20 protein-coding genes are annotated in these 15,261 nt (G+C 65.8%); 11 read left to right on the top strand and 9 right to left on the bottom strand.

The annotated features are described in order from the left end of the window. Nucleotides 1-6: 6 nt before the first annotated feature. Both ASG20_RS02230 and ASG20_RS18860 read right to left on the bottom strand, forming a co-directional pair. Entirely contained in the window at nt 7-432 is a 426-nt protein-coding gene (locus tag ASG20_RS02230; RefSeq protein ID WP_056047928.1) for a DUF2442 domain-containing protein, read from the bottom strand. Then, entirely contained in the window at nt 416-628 is a 213-nt protein-coding gene (locus tag ASG20_RS18860; protein WP_231420335.1) for a DUF4160 domain-containing protein, read from the bottom strand. Before ASG20_RS18860 ends, ASG20_RS02230 begins: the two co-directional genes overlap by 17 nt. A gap of 187 nt (nt 629-815) precedes the next feature. Between ASG20_RS18860 and ASG20_RS02240 the strand changes: the two genes are divergently transcribed. From ASG20_RS02240 to ASG20_RS02290, 11 genes are all read left to right on the top strand, one after another. Then, entirely contained in the window at nt 816-1,061 is a 246-nt protein-coding gene (locus ASG20_RS02240) for a hypothetical protein (protein ID WP_056047934.1), read from the top strand. Between the two features lie 154 nt (nt 1,062-1,215). Continuing rightward, nucleotides 1,216-1,584 carry a 30S ribosomal protein S13 gene (gene rpsM, locus ASG20_RS02245; RefSeq protein ID WP_056015521.1) on the top strand — a complete coding sequence of 123 codons (369 nt, stop codon included), beginning with the start codon at nt 1,216-1,218 and terminating at the stop codon, nt 1,582-1,584. A gap of 84 nt (nt 1,585-1,668) precedes the next feature. Then, on the top strand, nt 1,669-2,058 hold the full coding sequence (gene rpsK / locus ASG20_RS02250; protein WP_031395237.1) for a 30S ribosomal protein S11: 390 nt from the start codon (nt 1,669-1,671) through the stop codon (nt 2,056-2,058). Nucleotides 2,059-2,155: 97 nt separating this feature from the next. Beyond that, nucleotides 2,156-3,226, top strand: coding sequence for a DNA-directed RNA polymerase subunit alpha (locus ASG20_RS02255; protein ID WP_031395236.1), 1,071 nt, complete (start codon nt 2,156-2,158; stop codon nt 3,224-3,226). A gap of 251 nt (nt 3,227-3,477) precedes the next feature. Next, a complete protein-coding gene (gene rplQ / locus ASG20_RS02260; protein WP_056047937.1) occupies nt 3,478-3,900 on the top strand; it encodes a 50S ribosomal protein L17 in 423 nt (140 codons plus the stop codon). A 94-nt stretch (nt 3,901-3,994) separates the two neighbouring features. Further along, nucleotides 3,995-5,551, top strand: coding sequence for a glutamine-hydrolyzing GMP synthase (gene guaA / locus ASG20_RS02265; protein WP_056047940.1), 1,557 nt, complete (start codon nt 3,995-3,997; stop codon nt 5,549-5,551). Nucleotides 5,552-5,793: 242 nt separating this feature from the next. Beyond that, a complete protein-coding gene (locus tag ASG20_RS02270; RefSeq protein WP_056047944.1) occupies nt 5,794-6,264 on the top strand; it encodes an Hsp20 family protein in 471 nt (156 codons plus the stop codon). A 270-nt stretch (nt 6,265-6,534) separates the two neighbouring features. After that, entirely contained in the window at nt 6,535-7,395 is an 861-nt protein-coding gene (bla, locus tag ASG20_RS02275; protein ID WP_056047947.1) for a subclass B3 metallo-beta-lactamase, read from the top strand. A 6-nt stretch (nt 7,396-7,401) separates the two neighbouring features. Further along, nucleotides 7,402-8,055 carry a DUF969 domain-containing protein gene (locus ASG20_RS02280; RefSeq protein ID WP_056047949.1) on the top strand — a complete coding sequence of 218 codons (654 nt, stop codon included), beginning with the start codon at nt 7,402-7,404 and terminating at the stop codon, nt 8,053-8,055. Then, a complete protein-coding gene (locus ASG20_RS02285) occupies nt 8,052-8,993 on the top strand; it encodes a DUF979 domain-containing protein (protein WP_056047953.1) in 942 nt (313 codons plus the stop codon). Before ASG20_RS02280 ends, ASG20_RS02285 begins: the two co-directional genes overlap by 4 nt. Before the next feature lie 16 nt (nt 8,994-9,009). Next, nucleotides 9,010-10,110 (top strand): lactonase family protein, encoded by a 1,101-nt coding sequence (locus tag ASG20_RS02290; RefSeq protein ID WP_056047956.1) that lies wholly within the window; start codon nt 9,010-9,012, stop codon nt 10,108-10,110. 4 nt (nt 10,111-10,114) lie between these two features. On the opposite strand, the gene ASG20_RS02295 is transcribed toward ASG20_RS02290, so the two are convergent. From ASG20_RS02295 to ASG20_RS02325, 7 genes are all read right to left on the bottom strand, one after another. Then, nucleotides 10,115-11,716, bottom strand: coding sequence for a carboxylesterase/lipase family protein (locus ASG20_RS02295; RefSeq protein WP_056050302.1), 1,602 nt, complete (start codon nt 11,714-11,716; stop codon nt 10,115-10,117). Nucleotides 11,717-11,823: 107 nt separating this feature from the next. Beyond that, a complete protein-coding gene (locus ASG20_RS02300) occupies nt 11,824-12,699 on the bottom strand; it encodes an exonuclease domain-containing protein (RefSeq protein WP_231420334.1) in 876 nt (291 codons plus the stop codon). Between the two features lie 174 nt (nt 12,700-12,873). Beyond that, complete coding sequence (locus tag ASG20_RS02305) at nt 12,874-13,950, bottom strand: tyrosine-type recombinase/integrase (RefSeq protein ID WP_156363993.1); 1,077 nt, start codon at nt 13,948-13,950, stop codon at nt 12,874-12,876. Nucleotides 13,951-14,166: 216 nt separating this feature from the next. After that, the gene (locus tag ASG20_RS02310) at nt 14,167-14,352 is read right to left on the bottom strand and encodes a hypothetical protein (protein WP_056047963.1); all 186 of its coding nucleotides are present in this window, start codon (nt 14,350-14,352) and stop codon (nt 14,167-14,169) included. Then, a complete protein-coding gene (locus ASG20_RS02315) occupies nt 14,352-14,621 on the bottom strand; it encodes a hypothetical protein (RefSeq protein ID WP_056047966.1) in 270 nt (89 codons plus the stop codon). The genes ASG20_RS02310 and ASG20_RS02315 overlap by 1 nt, the downstream gene beginning before the upstream one ends. Continuing rightward, nucleotides 14,618-14,800: a hypothetical protein gene (locus tag ASG20_RS02320; RefSeq protein WP_056047968.1), complete on the bottom strand. Its 183-nt coding sequence runs from the start codon at nt 14,798-14,800 to the stop codon at nt 14,618-14,620. Before ASG20_RS02320 ends, ASG20_RS02315 begins: the two co-directional genes overlap by 4 nt. Next, on the bottom strand, nt 14,797-15,249 hold the full coding sequence (locus tag ASG20_RS02325) for a hypothetical protein (protein WP_056047972.1): 453 nt from the start codon (nt 15,247-15,249) through the stop codon (nt 14,797-14,799). The genes ASG20_RS02320 and ASG20_RS02325 overlap by 4 nt, the downstream gene beginning before the upstream one ends. Nucleotides 15,250-15,261 lie beyond the last annotated feature (12 nt).

Below are 15,261 nucleotides of genomic sequence, written 5' to 3' on the forward strand. Positions count from 1 at the left end.
GAGGCTCTATGCGGCCTTGCGGGGGCGTCCGCCCTTCGCGCCATTCGCCCGCGCCGCCGCTGCCTTGGCCGGCGACGTTGCCTGACCCGCGTGACGCGCCAATTCGCGCGTCATCCAGTCCCGCGTACCGAACAGGCCAGACACCAGCGCCGGCACGTAGAGGTCGGCGTCGAGCGCAGGCCAATGGAGATTGAACCCAAGGCCATCGACTTCGACGTCGGCAAGCTGATCGTCGGTCGCGCCGTTCAGATCCTGGACGAGCCGAGATGGAAAGGCATAGGCGCAACCATTGGTCAGATCGATCGTCACGCGACCGGTTGCGCGGTCATAGCGGGCTTCTGCTGCCCGCACCGCGGTTGTCATCAAGTCCTGCCCGCGCGCTTCCGCCGCGTCGAACTGGGCTTCGAGCTTCGGGTCAGTCTTCTGAGCCATGTATCTTCTCCCATTCCGCGAGAAAGCGCGCCTGATGCTCTGTCGCCTCCGCCATCAGGTGACGGATGTCGGCGCGCTTGATGCCGATGCTCTGGATCATCTCCGGCCTGCCATCCGCGCCGAGCAGATTGATCTTGGCCTGTCCTGCGCCGGTGATGTGAACATGCGCGGGTTCGTGATCCAGGGTATAGATCACGAACCGAAAGCCAAGGGCACGGTGAACTACAACCATCACGTCCAATAACCCATCAGATGGGTTTGAGCAATGGAGCGGCGGCTAGATGTGCTTGGGCAGTTGTACGTGGAGAGTGGTGTGCGAAGAGTCGCCATAAGATCAGGCGTGGCGTTGGCATTGTCGCCCCATTCCGGGCACAAGGCTGCGAATGGACTCCCTCTCCCTATTCGGCCTAGCCGCGGTATCCTTCACGCTGCTATGCTACGCCAAGGAAGCCGGTTCGCACTGGTGGACGCTAGGCTTCGCATTCGGGTGCGTGCTCGGTTCGATCTACGGCTTCCTCCAGGGCGCGTGGCCGTTCGGCGTGGTCGAGCTGATCTGGACGGTCGTGTCGTTCCGCCGTTGGCTCAAGATGCGCCACGCTGCACCGTCCGCCGTGGAACCGCTCGCTTGACACTGCGTTCGCCCGCGCCTATTCGAACTCTCCCCGACACGACGGTTCCGGCGGCGCTTGTTTGCGTTCGTCGCTATCGTGCGTTTCGGTTCATCGCTAAGAGATGGGGTCTGTGCAGCCATGCCGGACCTCGTGGAGCAGGAGAACCAAGTTCATGGCACGTATCGCGGGTGTTAATATCCCGACCAACAAGCGCGTGGTGATCGCGCTGACCTATATTCACGGCATCGGTTCGACCAAGGCCAAGGAAATCGTCGCGAAGCTCGGCATCGCTGATACCGCCCGCGTCCAGGACCTGACCGACCAGGAAGTCCTGCACATCCGCGAGACGATCGACGCCGATCACACCGTCGAGGGCGATCTGCGCCGCCAGACCTCGATGAACATCAAGCGCCTGATGGATCTCGCCTGCTATCGCGGCCTGCGTCATCGCAAGGGCCTCCCGGTCCGCGGCCAGCGCACGCATACAAATGCGCGCACCCGCAAGGGCAAGGCCAAGCCGATCGCCGGCAAGAAGAAGTAATCCACTTTTTCAATGGATTACTCCGCCGGCGCTGGTCCCAACGGGCCGCCCGGCGTCACGCAGATACAGGTCAGGAAATACACCATGGCACGCGAACCTCAGCGCATTAAGCGGCGCGAGCGCAAGAACATCACCTCTGGCGTCGCTCACGTGAATGCCAGCTTCAACAACACCATGATCACGATCACCGATGCCCAGGGCAACGCGATCTCGTGGTCGTCGGCCGGCGCAATGGGCTTCAAGGGCTCGCGCAAGTCGACTCCTTACGCGGCCCAGGTCGCAGCGGAAGACGCCGGCAAGAAGGCCGCCGAGCACGGCGTCCGCACGATCGAAGTCGAGGTCAAGGGCCCCGGCTCGGGTCGCGAATCGGCACTGCGCGCGCTTCAGGCAGTCGGTTTCCAGATCACGTCGATCCGCGACGTGACCTCGATCCCGCACAACGGCGTGCGCCCTTCGAAGCGTCGTCGCGTCTGATTCTCCGCCTCCCGTGCGCGGTTGATCGCGCCGCACGGGTGTATTTTATTGGTCGGCGGACACACCCGTTCGCCGGCCCCCAAATTAGGGGAAGCATGTGTCTGTCAACGCAAAGAACTGGCAGGAACTCAAGAAGCCCAGCGGCCTAGAGAAAAAGGCCGGTGGCGACACCAAGCGCAAGGCGACCTTCATCGCCGAGCCGCTCGAGCGTGGCTTCGGCCTGACGCTCGGCAACGCGCTGCGTCGCGTGTTGCTCTCGTCGCTGCAGGGCGCGGCCGTCACCTCGATCAAGATCGAGAACGTGCTGCATGAGTTCTCGTCTCTGGCCGGCGTCCGCGAGGACGTGACCGACATCGTCCTCAACGTGAAGCAGATCGCGATCCGCATGCAGGGCGAGGGGCCGAAGCGCCTCCAGCTCTCGGCAACGGGTCCGGGTGAAGTCAAGGCCGGCGACATCGCCGTCTCGGGCGACATCGAGATCATGAACAAGGATCTTGTGATCTGCCACCTCGATGAGGGTGCGACGCTCAACATGGAGCTGACCGCCGACATCGGTAAGGGTTATGTGCCCGCGACCGCAAACCGCCCGGCCGATGCGCCGATCGGTCTGATCCCGGTCGATGCGCTGTACTCGCCGGTACGTCAGGTGTCGTACAAGGTCGACCCGACCCGCGTCGGTCAGGACCTGGATTACGACAAGCTGACGCTGACGATCGAAACCGACGGCACGATCACCCCGGAAGATGCAGTCGGCTATGCCGGTCGCATCCTCCAGGACCAGCTCGCGCTGTTCGTCCACTTCGACGACTCGTCGGTCACGCGTTCGTCGGCCCCGATCGGCCAGGCAGCCCCCGCTGCCGGTGGTGCGGAGCCCGCAGGCGATACCCAGCAGATCAACCGTTACCTTCTCAAGAAGGTCGACGAGTTGGAACTGTCGGTGCGGTCTGCGAACTGCCTCAAGAACGACAACATCATCTACATCGGCGATCTGGTCGGCAAGACCGAAGCCGAGATGCTGCGTACGCCTAACTTCGGCCGCAAGTCCTTGAACGAGATCAAGGAAGTGCTGTCGTCGATGGGTCTTCGCCTGGGCATGGAAATCCCCGGCTGGCCACCTGAGAACATCGAAGAGATGGCCAAGAAGCTCGAGCAGGAAATCATGGGCTGATTTGGCACCGGAGCAGCGCTGCTGCACCGGAGACCAAACAGCCCGGCCGGCGGGTCGGTTTTGGCCGACCCGTTCGACGACACGGCTTTGCCGGGTCGCCACCCGGCTGGAGATGAAGGGAAGGGCAAAGGAAGCGTCCTAGGCGTAACCTTATCCTAACCTTTGAACGAAAGGCGATCGGTCGCGGCCTCGACGGCGACCAGCTCCCGGGTACCTCACACGGCCCCTGAACGAACGAAAAGGTATTAAACATGCGCCATCGCGTAGGCGGCCGTAAGCTTCAGCGGACCTCGGCCCACCGTCTTGCTCTCTTCCGCAACATGAGCGCCGCGCTCATCAAGCACGAGCAGATCACCACCACCGTCGCCAAGGCGAAGGAACTGCGTCCCTACGTCGAAAAGCTGATCACGCTCGCGAAGAAGGGCGGCCTGTCCAACCGTCGTCTCGCGCACGGCAAGCTGCTCGACGATGCGCAGCTGATCAAGCTGTTCGACACGCTCGCGACCCGTTATGCGGATCGCAATGGCGGCTACACGCGCGTCATCAAGGCCGGTATCCGCATGTCGGACGCCTCGCCGATGGCCGTCATCGAGTTCGTCGACCGCGACGTCTCGGCGAAGGGCCAGGATTCGGGTCCGGTGATGTCCGACGAGGATTACAACGAAGCGGCATAATCCTCGCCTCGTACTAGTCGAATTGCAGGCCGCGTTTCCCATCCGGGAGGCGCGGCCTCTTTCGTTACGGGGCTCATCCGGCTATGCGCCCGACATGGAGCACCCAGACAGCATTCTCATCGTCGATTTCGGCAGCCAGGTAACCCAGCTGATCGCCCGCCGCGTGCGCGAGGCTGGCGTCTATAGCGAGATCGCCCCCTTCCAGTCCGCCGAGGCCGCGTTCGACCGGATGCAGCCCAAGGGCATCATCCTCTCCGGCGGCCCCGCCTCGGTCACCACCGAGAATTCCCCGCGCGTGCCGCAGCGCTTTTTCGAGGCGGGCATCCCGATCCTCGGCATCTGCTACGGCCAGCAGGTCATGTCCGCGCAGCTCGGCGGCAACGTGATCGTTTCGGGCGATGGCGGCGAGTTCGGCAGCGCCTTCATCGAGGTCAAGTCCAACTGCGCGCTGTTCGACGGCCTCTGGGCCGAGGGCGAGCGCCATCAGGTCTGGATGAGCCACGGCGACAAGGTCGACGCGATCCCGCCCGGTTTCACCCCGGTCGCCACCTCGACCGGCGCACCCTATGCGATCGTCGCCGACGAGGCGCGGCGCTTCTACGGCGTCCAGTTCCATCCGGAAGTCGTTCATACCCCCGATGGCGGCAAGCTGATCGCCAACTTCGCGCGCCACGTCTGCGGGCTCAGCGGCGACTGGACGATGGCCGAGTTCCGCGAGACCAAGATCGCCGAGATCCGCGGGCAGGTCGGCAAGGGCCGCGTCATCTGTGGCCTGTCCGGCGGCGTGGACTCGGCGGTGGCCGCGGTGCTGATCCACGAGGCGATCGGCGAGCAGCTCACCTGCGTCTATGTCGACCACGGTCTGATGCGCGCCGGCGAGAGCGAGCAGGTCGTCAGCCTGTTCCGCGGCGCCTACAACATCCCGCTGATCCACGTGAACGTCGAGGAGCTGTTCCTCAGCGGCCTCGCCGGGATCACCGACCCCGAGCTGAAGCGCAAGTTCATCGGCAAGACCTTCATCGACGTGTTCGACACCGAGGCGAAAAAGCTCGGCGGCGCGGAGTTCCTCGCGCAGGGCACGCTGTACCCGGACGTGATCGAGAGCGTCAGCTTCACCGGCGGCCCGTCGGTGACGATCAAGAGCCACCACAATGTCGGTGGCCTGCCCGAGCGCATGAACATGAAGCTCGTCGAGCCGTTGCGCGAACTGTTCAAGGACGAGGTCCGCGTGCTCGGCCGCGAACTCGGGCTCCCCGAGATTTTCGTCGGCCGTCACCCGTTCCCCGGACCCGGCCTCGCGATCCGCATCCCGGGCGAAGTCACCAAGGAACGCTGCGACATCCTGCGCAAGGCCGACGCGATCTATCTCGAGGAGATCCGCGCGGCGGGGCTCTACGACACGATCTGGCAGGCGTTCGCGGTACTGCTCCCGGTCCGCAGCGTCGGCGTGATGGGCGACGGCCGCACCTACGACAACGTGCTGGCGTTGCGCGCGGTCACCTCGACCGACGGCATGACCGCGCAGGCGTTCCAGTTCCCCGGCGACTTCCTGCCGCGCGTCGCGACCCGGATCATCAACGAGGTCAAGGGCATCAACCGCGTGACCTACGACTACACCTCGAAGCCGCCCGGCACGATCGAGTGGGAATAAGGAGGGGCGCCGTAACCCCGCGCAGGTTCATGATGCCGCGGTTGCGCGTCCGGAATATTAGCGCCCCTTTCTTCTGAACCGGGATCGATCGTTTTTTTTGGTTCTCGAACCTCTTGAAACGCGATTTCGTACGAAATATTTTGCCGCTGCCGGACGCCGAACGGGTCCGGCGGGACATTGAGGGCGTCGGCTCTCCTCCGACGCTTCTCATGCCCAAATTGCTTCATCAGGAGGATTTGGAAATGAGAAACACGTTTGACTTCGCACCCTATCGGCGGTCGACCGTTGGCTTCGACCGACTGTTCAACCTGCTCGAAACCGGGCTTCGCGAGGATGAAGGGTATCCGCCATTCGACATCATCCGCGACGGCGAGGACCGGTATCGGATCACTCTCGCCGTCGCCGGGTTCCGTCCCGACGAGATCGAGATCGTCGCGCAGCAGAACCAGCTCGTCGTCACCGGACGCAAGGCCGACGAGAAGGACGGGGCCCAGTATCTGCATCGGGGCATCGCCGCGCGGTCGTTCGAGCGGCGGTTCCAGCTCGCCGACTTCATCGAGGTCGGGACCGCCCGGTTCCAGGATGGGCTGCTCAGCCTCGATCTCCAGCGCGTGGTGCCCGAGGCGATGAAGCCGCGCCGGATCGAGATCGATGCGGTGCGGTCCGCCGAGCAGGTGGAAGCGCACCCTGAGAAAACGCTCGAAGCGGCCTAATTGCTCTAGCATTGCCGGCCCGGGTCGCCGGGTCGGCAATGCCTTTTCAAGTACCGGCAACAGGTCCGTTGCCGTCTTCTCGTGCCGGTTGCGATGGCCAATCGGAAGTATCCGCTCTATCCAACTCTGCGATGGGTAAACTTGGGTACGGGCGACAGATGCGAAGGTGCCGTGTTTTTCGATATCGCACCGGCGCGGCACTGGCGTCGCGAGCGGATGTCCGACCATGCTGCTAACCGTAGCCGTGCGTTCCACGTTGGGCGGACTCGAATGAAATTCGACTGGTTCCGATCACTGGCCGTAGTGCTTCCGGTCATCATTGCTGCGCCGCTATTGCTCGGCGCAGCGGATCCCCCGGCCTGGACGCGACCCCAGGCGCCGTTTCCGATCGCCGGGCCGATCACCTATGTCGGCAGCGAAGGGATCGCCGCCTACCTGATCAAGACGAATGCGGGCGCGATCCTGATCGACGGCACGCTCGCCGAAAATGCCGGCATGATTGCGCATAACATCGCCGCGACCGGCGTCCGTCTCCGGGATGTAAAGCTGATCCTCGTCACCCACGCGCATTTCGATCACGCCGCCGGTGTGGCCGCGCTCAAGCGTGCGACCGGTGCTCGCGTCGTCGCCGGCGCTCGCGATGTCCGCGCGCTCGAAACCGGAATCCCACCGGGCGAGACCAGCTACGGGGTCATTCGCTTTCCAAAGGTGCACGTCGACGGCGGCGTGCGTGACGGCGACACGGTCACGCTCGGCAACGTCACGCTGACCGCACGCGCTACGCCGGGGCACACGCCCGGCTGCACGACCTGGACGATGCGGTTACCCGCCACGCCGCGCGCGCTCGACGTGGTTTTCCCATGCAGCGTCAGCGTTGCGGGCAACCGCCTGATCGGCAACCGCGCCTATCCTGGGATCGTCGGCGATTACCGCCGCAGCATCGCGATGCTCGGCACGCTGCACGCCGATATCGTCCTGCCGTCGCATCCCGAACTCGCCGACGTGATCGCGCGCGGCAAGCGCCGTAAGTCGGGCGATGCGGCCGCGTTCGTCGATCCGACGCTGTTGCCGAAGATCGTCACGAAGGCGCGGACCGCGTTCGACGCCGACCTCGCCAAGCAGGCGCACTGAGCGACGATGCTGGTCCTGTGTGGCATCGCGGTGATCGTCGCCGGCTTCCTGCTGCGGTTCAATCCGCTGCTCGTCGTCGCGGTGTCCGCGCTCGTCACCGGGCTTGCCGCTGGACTCGCCCCGCTCGCGATCCTCGCCGCGTTCGGGAAGGCGTTCAACGAGAACCGCTACGTCACCGTGATCTACATCGTGCTCCCGGTGATCGGGATGCTCGAACGCCACGGATTGCAGGAACGCGCGAGGCTGGCGATCGGCAAGCTGCGTGGTGCGACGGTCGGGCGGCTGCTGATCGGGTACCTGCTGTTCCGCCAGCTTACCGCAGCGCTCGGCCTGACCTCGATCGCCGGCCCGGCGCAGAGCGTCCGCCCGCTGGTCGCACCGATGGCCGAAGCCGCCGCCGAAGCGCAGGGTGTCGCGCCCGGCGGCGACCGCATTCCGGCGATGGCGGCGGCAACGGATAATATCGGGCTTTTCTTCGGCGAGGATATCTTCATCGCGATCGGCTCGATCCTGCTGATGAAGGGCGTGCTGGAGGGCTATGGCATCGTCATCCAGCCGCTCCATCTCTCGATGTGGGCTATACCCACCGCGATTGCCGCATTCCTGATCCACGGCTTCCGCTTGTGGCTTCTCGACCGCCGACTGGTGCGCGCGCGGTGATTGGTACGGGCGTCATCTACGGCGTCGCCGGCCTGATGTTCGCGGCGTTCGGTGTCCTCAGCGCGACCGATCGCGCCAACTCGAAGCGGTTCGGCAACGCAGCGTTCTATGCGGTGCTCGCGATCAGCTTCCTGCTCGGCGGGCGGCTGGGCGATATCGGCAACGGCGTTATCGTCCTGGCGCTCGTCGCGATCGCCGGCTCGGGTGCGATGGGGCGGGGCGGGCGGGCCACCACCACGCTCGACCAACGGCGTGCCGAGGCGGCCCGGCTCGGCAATCGGATATTTCTGCCCGCCCTGATCATCCCGGCTGCCGCACTCGGCGGCACGGTCCTGTTCCGCGCAGTCCCGAGCCTCGTCGACCCGAAGCAGGCAACGCTCGTCGCGCTGACCTGCGGCGTCCTGATCGCGCTGGTCGCGATGCACCTCTGGTTCCGCCCGCGCGTCGCGACACCGCTTGCTGAGGGCGTCAGGCTGATGGACGCGATCGGCTGGGCTGCGGTCCTCCCGCAGATGCTGGCGAGCCTTGGCGCGGTGTTTGCGCTTGCCGGCGTCGGCGATGTCGTTGGCGGTCTCGCCGGCCACGCGATCCCCGAGGGGAGTCTGATCGGTGCGGTGCTTGCCTATACGCTCGGCATGGCGCTGTTCACGATGATCATGGGCAACGCGTTCGCGGCGTTCCCGGTGATGGCGGCGGCGATCGGCATCCCGCTGCTCGTGCGGCATTACGGCGGCGACCCCGCGGTGGTCGCGGCGATCGGCATGCTCAGCGGGTTCTGCGGCACGCTGATGACGCCGATGGCGGCGAACTTCAATCTGGTCCCCGCCGCGTTGCTGGAACTGAAGGACAGGAACGCCGTCATCCGCGCGCAGGTGCCGACTGCACTGCCGCTGCTCGCGGTCAACATCGGCTTGCTGTACTGGCTCGGGTTCAGGTGACTGTGAGGGGTTTGCGATGACCGACTGGACGATGACGCGACGATCCGCGCTGACCGCGATGGCGGCGACGATCGCGGTACCCGCGGCGGCGAAGCGCTCGATACGGCTGATCGCAGGAACCTACGCGCGCGAGGGCGGCAAGGGCCTCTACCCGATCGCCTACGATCCCGATCGCGACCGGTGGCAGGTCGAGGCGCCGATCCCCGGGATCGACGACGCGTCGTTCGGCGTGGGAGGCGGCCCCGGCGGTGCCTATTTTCTCGTACGCGAACAGACGCAGGGCGAGATTTCGGCGTATGCGCCGGGCTGGGCGAAACGCGGGACCGCGCCCACCAAGGGTGCGGACCCGTGCTATATCGCGTTCGACCGCGCCAGCGGCTGCCTTGCGGTCGCAAATTATTCCAGCGGCGGCGTGGCATTCCATCGGCTCGATCCGCGGACCGGCGTGCCCGGCGACCCGGTGCTGTTCGACCATGTCGGCAAGGGGCCCAACACGGCACGTCAGGAAGGGCCGCACGCGCATTGGGTCGGGTTCAGCCCGGACCGGCGGTGGCTCCACTCGATCGATCTGGGGACGGACACGCTCTACGCCTATCGCTTCGATCCGACCGCGCGGACGCTGGCTCGCCCGGTCGCGGCCTGGCATGCGGATCCAGGCGCAGGGCCACGTCACCTCGTCCATCACCCCAGATTGCCGCGCGCCTATGTGGTGTGTGAGCTGTCCAACACGCTGATGACGCTCGATGCGGGCGCGGACGGCCGCTTCGTCACGCGGTCACGGCTGTCGACGCTGCCGGCGGGCTATCGTGGCGCGTCGCAGGCTGCGCATATCGCGATCGACCCGACCGGCCGGCGGCTCTACGTCTCGAACCGCGGACAGAATGGCATCGCCGTGTTCGCGCTCGATGCGGCGGGCGTACCGACGTTGCTCCAGCACATCGCCAGCGGTGGCGACTGGCCGCGTTTCTTCCTGTTGCTCGACGACGCGCGGCGGATGGTGGTCGCCAACGAACGATCGGCGACGCTGGCGATCTTCGCGATCGGTCCGGACGGCAGGCTGTCCGCTACCGGGCAGCAGCTCGCCGTACCGGGTGCGGTCTTCCTCGGCCGGCTCTGACCGGTCAGCGCGCGCGGCGTTCGAGCAGCGGCACCGCAGCCTCGTAGCGCGCCTGCGCCTCGAACGGCGTCGACCTGGTGGTCACGTCGATCGTCTGCCGCTGGATCGGTCCTGCGCCGGGTACGGCCGGCGACCAGCGTGGCAACCCGGCGGCGTTGGGATTGCCCGTCTTGATGAAGGCGGTGAAATAGCCCTGGAAGACCGCGGAGATCCGGCGATCGTCCGCAGTCCAGGCATAGGCCGGGTTGGTATCGAGATTGCCCAGCGCATATTCGATCTCCGCGCTGTGCACCGCGCCCAGCGGTGCGACGTCGGGATTGGTCAGCGGCGGCAGCGCCCGCGGCCGCGGGTGCGCGAAATAATAATAATAGGTCGGCTGTCGCGAGCGGCGATGCAGGTCGAACCATTGCCACGTCGATGCGCCGAGAAACGCGTCGCTCGCCAGCGCGGTCGCGGCGGCGGGAACCGCGGCGTCGGATGCTGCCGGATACAGCGCGAACAGCGCGTCCGGGTCCGAGTAGAGCGTGCCGATCGCGGCGCGGTAATTGGCGACGGTGGGCGCCTGACCGCGCAGGATGCTGGTCCACGCACCCTCCTGCGAATTCGAACCGACCAGCAACGGCACGCGGGCGGCACGACCAGCGGTATAGGTATCGATCGGCGGTTCGGTGAGGAACAGCCCGTCGACGATGAAGTCCGCACCCGCGTGCGTCTGGTCCTGCGCCTTGAGCAGATCCGCCGCGGGCATCGCACGGAGCGCGGCTAGCGAGGGGGCTCCGGCAGCGCGCGCAAACGCCTCGCCCTGCGTCGTGGCGGTCGCGAGCGATTTCGGTCGGAACGTCGGCGGCAGGACGCCCCCGCTTTCGCCGATCGCGCGCGCGAACCGTGTCCGGGTCAGCGGCGACGTCATCAGCACGCTGACCGACATCGAGCCTGCGCTTTCGCCGCCGATCGTGATCCGTGCGGGATCGCCGCCGAACGCGGCGGCGTTGCGCCGGACCCATTCGAGCGCTGCCGCCTGATCGAGCAATCCGTAATTTCCGGCGGCATGCGCCGGGGATTCCGCCGCCATCTCGCCGGTCGCGAGGAAGCCGAACACGCCAAGGCGATAGTTGATCGTGACGACGACGATCCCCTGACGCGCCATCGCCGCACCGTCGTAGCGCAGTTCGGAGCCGTCGCCGGCGATCGCGCCGCCGCCGTGGATGTAGAACAGCACGGGAAGCTTCGCGCCCGGCTTGGTACCGGCGGGCGTCCAGACGTTGAGCGTCAGGCAATCCTCATCGATCCGCGGCGAGCGAAACTTCATGTCGGCGAACAGGGGCTGTTGCATGCAGCGCGGGCCAAACGCGTCGGCCTTGCGCACGCCGCTCCAATGGGCGGCGGGCTTGGGCGGTTGCCACCGGAGCGCACCAATCGGCGGCGTGGCGTAGGGGATGCCGAGATATGCGTCGACGGGGGGCGCCGCCGCCGCCGGGGAAGTCGCCAGACGCGTGCCGCCGAGCATGCCCTCCGCAACGCGCGCCTGTTGCGCGAACGCCGGTATCGCCAGCATGCCGCTCGCCAGCGCCGCTCCGCCTGCCATGGCCATCATCGCTGCCCGCATGTCATCCTCCATTTTGGTTTGGAGCGACGGTCGCAGGTTGCCGGGACGTTGCCAAGGTAAAGGGCCATCCGCGCAGCAATCTCCCTGTTGGGGACGATGGTGTATCGTCAGGCGCCGGTCGGTCCGGCAACCCCGTCCGCAACGCCGAGTTCGAAGTCGGAGACGATCCGGATCGCGCCGCCGAGCCGCCGATAATGTTCCGCCCGGCGATATGCACCGCTGTTGCGCACCGAGTAGCTGAACGGCGCACGCCCCGCGATCACGAGCAGCGTCGTCGTGTTGCCGACCGCAGACACGATCCGGCCGCCGAGCGCCGCGATCCGCTCCGCCGACGCCCCGTCGCGCGGCGCGCCGAGGAGCGCGATGCGCTCGCCAGCGAGCGGTCCGGACGGCGCTGGACGGGGGGCGGGGCCGGGCTTGCGCGGCGGGGCGAGCCATTCGTCGAGCGCGATTCCGGTGTGGTCGATCGCCTTGACGATCACCCAGCCGGCCGCGCGCGCATCGCTGAGCGCGTCGTGATGCTTGTGCGCGATGCCGAGATATTGCGCGAGCAGGCCGAGGCGGTGGCTTTCCAGATCGGGCCAGGCGCGCTTGGCGACGCGGACGCTGTCGAGCCATACCGTCTCGATCGCTGGGCGGTCATGAACCCGGCAGGCGGCTGCGAGCGCGCCCTTGTCGAAATACGAGTGCGCAACCGTCGTGCGGCCGCTCAGATGACGATCGACGATGGCATGGACGTCGGCGAAGCTCGGCTGGCCGACGACATGATGCTCGGCGATGCCGTGTATCCGCGTGTTGAACCGGTGGAATTCGTCGCGCGGGTCGACCAGCGTCTCGTAGTCGAATATCTCGCGGCCGTCGCGGAATCCGACGATGCCGATCTGGCAGATGCTGCTGACCCGCGAACACGCGGTCTCGACGTCGATGACGACGAAGTCGGGTTGCAGAGTGACGGCATCGGCGAGCATCACGGTCGAAAGCATCCCGCCTCCATGCACGCATGCGAGAGCCGGATAAACATCTTTGACGGCAAGGACATGACGGTCGCGGAAAAGCTGGTGCCCCCGGCGAGATTTGAACACGCGGCCTACGGTTTAGGAAGACGTAGCGTGCCACTCCCGGGAAAGACGCAAAAAGGGCAGAAACGCGCGATTTCATCAAGCGTTCGCGGCCTCGAACCGTGGGGAGTGTGCCCCGCGCTGTGCCATCACCGACTTGGCGCTCTTCACCTGGTCAGGTGTCAGGAACGCGAGATAGCGCTCGGTCACGGTGATCGTGCTGTGGCCTAGCTCGCCCTGTAGGTCGTAGATCGAGCCGCGTCCCGACCGAAGATATTCGACGGCGAACAGGTGACGAAAGTCATGGTGGCTGAAGCGGTGGAACTCCACCTCTTCGCGTGCCGCTTTCTGTGCCACTCGCCGTGTCAGATCGCCGAGGCGCGACGATACCTCCGTCAGACGCTGTCCCTTGTCCTTCCAGAACACCCACGGCTTGCCGATGTAACGCGGCTGCCGATCGATGATTGCCTCGGCGATTTTCGTCAGCGGCACGACGCGCAGCTTATCGCCCTTGCCCTTTTCAACCGTGATTGTCCGCTCATTGCGGTCGATCGACGCGTGGCGCAGACCGGTGACCTCGTCGAGGCGCAGGCCGGTCTCGCGCGTGAATTCGCACAGGTCACGCACACGCGGGACCAGGCGCGGGAACACCATCGCGATCGAGGCGTCCTGAGGCAGGACGATCCGCTCGATCCGCTCCGGCACGATTCGACGTCGGTTCAATCCGACCGCCGGATTATCAGAGATCCAGCCCTCGTCGGCCGCGTTGTCGAGCACGCTTGAAACCGCCGTAAGATCGCGGCGTATCGTCGCGTTCTTCACCCCGGCACGTCGACGCGCCTTGATGAGGTCCTTCAAGATGTCAGCCGAGATCTGCTGCACTGACAACTGGTCGAAGTGCCCGCGGACCTGGCGCAAGCTGCATAGGTAGCGGGTGTAGGTTTGAGCACCGACGGCTGTGGAAATGCGCTGGCTCCAGCTCACCACGGCATCAGCCCAGCTTACAGGGCCGGCGACGCCGAAGACGGACTCGTCCTCCACCTGCTCACGTAAGAGCGCCAGTCTCTTCACCGCGACCCGCTCAGAACGCGTTCGTAGGCTTTCTCGGTATTCGACACCGCGGACCTTGAAGCGCGCCCAGTAGATGCCCGCGCGGACGTATAGATTTTTCGGCATGAAGGCCTCTTCGTTGTACGTGTGACCCAAGCGCGGAGTTCGGCGACGGCGAAGAGCCAGCGCCCTGCCGGCTTGCTCGCGCCGGGGATTGATGGCGCGAGGTCCTGCAGGGTGCGGCGGGACATGCCAGTGATCAATACGGCGTCAGCGATGCCGACGCGCTCGGGGGCGGCGGCCGACGTCATACGTTCCCCCTGCCAGCGACGAGCGGCAGCTTCACGAGGGCATGACGTCGCTAGAATGGCGGTCGGCTGGCGATCGACGCTCTTGCGCCGCGAAGACTGCCTTGCGCTGCCAATTTAGGAACGCGAAGAGCGCGAGCAGGAGCAAGCAGATAGCGACAAGCCCGCCGGCAAAGCCAACGAGGATCCAAAAGCACACGTCGATCTGGCGCTCGTTCATCACATCAGCCCGACCGTCGCGCGCAACGCGGCTACCGCGCCGTTCGGGTCGATCGTCAGGATTATCGCCAAGCCGCAGACGATGCCGGCGATCATGAGCTTGCCGATCGTGGCGGCAGAAAGCGTATCCGCACGGCGTCCAACATACGGCGCGCATGCCGCGCAATTGCAGTCGTGCTCGTGGATCTGGACGACGTACGGAGCGGGCGGCGTGTATGAGCGCTGGATCTTCAGCGAACCAATGGCCGGCTGGGGCGAACGGATGCTCATGGGCGCTTCTCCGGATGGGTGGTGGCAGTGTTACGGATCGACTCGACGCTCCAGACGAGCAGGATCACGGCCATCGAGATCACGATCCCGGCGGCGGCCGGGTGGCTGGTGACGAAGAACGCGATCGCGATTCCCGCCAGCATGGAGGCGACCGCATGGATCGTGCGGCGGGAGATCATTCCGCGAGGTCCTCAGCGCCGGCTGATCGGTCGGCGGCGAGCGTCCGGGCCTCCGCGATGGCGATCCAGTGCGCCAGGACGCGCAGGTCGATGTCGATCACATCGTGGAGCACTAGGGCGGTGCGATCTGAGATCGATTCCGCATCGGCCTCGATATCGGTCAGCCAAGCCGCGCGCCGGCGGGCGCAGACGTCCGGATCTGTCTCTAGCTTCAGCGCGACCTGCTCGACGGTGAGGCCGAGGTTCTCGCGCGTGAGGCGTATGTACGTACCCGGGCTGATGGGGCGATCGGCGCCGGCCGCGACGTCGACGTGATCGATCGCGTCGAGCAGGAAGCGCGTGCCGAGCGGCAGGTTGTGATCGCTCGGTTTGGCGAGCGCCTGCAGCACGGGGACCAGTTCGCGCAGCTTAGCGGATACGTTGAATAGGGCTTCGCGTCGGTCAGTCATGGCGGGATGATC

The sequence above is a fragment of the Sphingomonas sp. Leaf198 genome (assembly GCF_001424005.1).
Taxonomy (GTDB): Bacteria; Pseudomonadota; Alphaproteobacteria; order Sphingomonadales; family Sphingomonadaceae; genus Sphingomonas.

Coding starts and splice junctions, on each gene's coding strand:
- ASG20_RS02230 (WP_056047928.1), bottom strand. CDS start 432: ATGGCTCAGAAGACTGACCCGAAGCTCGAAGCCCAGTTCGACGCGGCG.
- ASG20_RS02240 (WP_056047934.1), top strand. CDS start 816: ATGGACTCCCTCTCCCTATTCGGCCTAGCCGCGGTATCCTTCACGCTG.
- rpsM (WP_056015521.1), top strand. CDS start 1,216: ATGGCACGTATCGCGGGTGTTAATATCCCGACCAACAAGCGCGTGGTG.
- rpsK (WP_031395237.1), top strand. CDS start 1,669: ATGGCACGCGAACCTCAGCGCATTAAGCGGCGCGAGCGCAAGAACATC.
- rplQ (WP_056047937.1), top strand. CDS start 3,478: ATGCGCCATCGCGTAGGCGGCCGTAAGCTTCAGCGGACCTCGGCCCAC.
- guaA (WP_056047940.1), top strand. CDS start 3,995: ATGGAGCACCCAGACAGCATTCTCATCGTCGATTTCGGCAGCCAGGTA.
- ASG20_RS02270 (WP_056047944.1), top strand. CDS start 5,794: ATGAGAAACACGTTTGACTTCGCACCCTATCGGCGGTCGACCGTTGGC.
- bla (WP_056047947.1), top strand. CDS start 6,535: ATGAAATTCGACTGGTTCCGATCACTGGCCGTAGTGCTTCCGGTCATC.
- ASG20_RS02280 (WP_056047949.1), top strand. CDS start 7,402: ATGCTGGTCCTGTGTGGCATCGCGGTGATCGTCGCCGGCTTCCTGCTG.
- ASG20_RS02290 (WP_056047956.1), top strand. CDS start 9,010: ATGACCGACTGGACGATGACGCGACGATCCGCGCTGACCGCGATGGCG.
- ASG20_RS02295 (WP_056050302.1), bottom strand. CDS start 11,716: ATGCGGGCAGCGATGATGGCCATGGCAGGCGGAGCGGCGCTGGCGAGC.
- ASG20_RS02300 (WP_231420334.1), bottom strand. CDS start 12,699: ATGCTTTCGACCGTGATGCTCGCCGATGCCGTCACTCTGCAACCCGAC.
- ASG20_RS02305 (WP_156363993.1), bottom strand. CDS start 13,950: ATGCCGAAAAATCTATACGTCCGCGCGGGCATCTACTGGGCGCGCTTC.
- ASG20_RS02310 (WP_056047963.1), bottom strand. CDS start 14,352: ATGAACGAGCGCCAGATCGACGTGTGCTTTTGGATCCTCGTTGGCTTT.
- ASG20_RS02315 (WP_056047966.1), bottom strand. CDS start 14,621: ATGAGCATCCGTTCGCCCCAGCCGGCCATTGGTTCGCTGAAGATCCAG.
- ASG20_RS02320 (WP_056047968.1), bottom strand. CDS start 14,800: ATGATCTCCCGCCGCACGATCCATGCGGTCGCCTCCATGCTGGCGGGA.
- ASG20_RS02325 (WP_056047972.1), bottom strand. CDS start 15,249: ATGACTGACCGACGCGAAGCCCTATTCAACGTATCCGCTAAGCTGCGC.